This is a genomic window from Streptomyces carpinensis (assembly GCF_002154505.1).
GTDB classification, from domain to species: Bacteria; Actinomycetota; Actinomycetes; order Streptomycetales; family Streptomycetaceae; genus Streptomyces; species Streptomyces carpinensis.
The window spans coordinates 1-355 of record NZ_MUBM01000803.1 but is presented as its reverse complement, the minus strand read 5'-3'; the positions used below and the strand labels follow the sequence as shown (position 1 = coordinate 355).

Annotated in this window: 1 protein-coding gene; it reads left to right on the top strand. The window is 69.9% G+C overall.

Annotated features, from left to right (window positions below):
• Positions 1 to 44: 44 nt before the first annotated feature.
• The coding region (locus BZY54_RS48900; RefSeq protein WP_279634790.1) for a beta-ketoacyl synthase N-terminal-like domain-containing protein at positions 45 to 355 on the top strand (311 nt) is incomplete at its 3' end.

The window sequence follows — 355 nt, the reverse complement described above, 5'->3', positions numbered from 1 at the left end:
GCCACGGCGTAGGGGCCGTGGTGACGTATGAACGGAGTTCTCTCATGAACAGGTCCGACGTGGACCCTCGGTCGGTCGCGGTGATCGGCATGGCCTGCCGGCTGCCCGGAGCGTCCGCGCCCGACGAACTGTGGGCTCTGCTGCGGGACGCCGTGGACGCCACGAGCGAGACGCCTCCTGAACGCTACGACGTGGACGCCCTCCACTCCCCCGACGCCGGGCAGGGCCGAATAGCCGCCCGCCGCGGCGGATATGTGGACCAGGTGGCGGAGTTCGACGCGGAGTTCTTCGGCATGTCCCCCACCGAGGCCACCGAACTCGACCCGCAGCAGCGGCTGTTGCTCATGACGGCCTG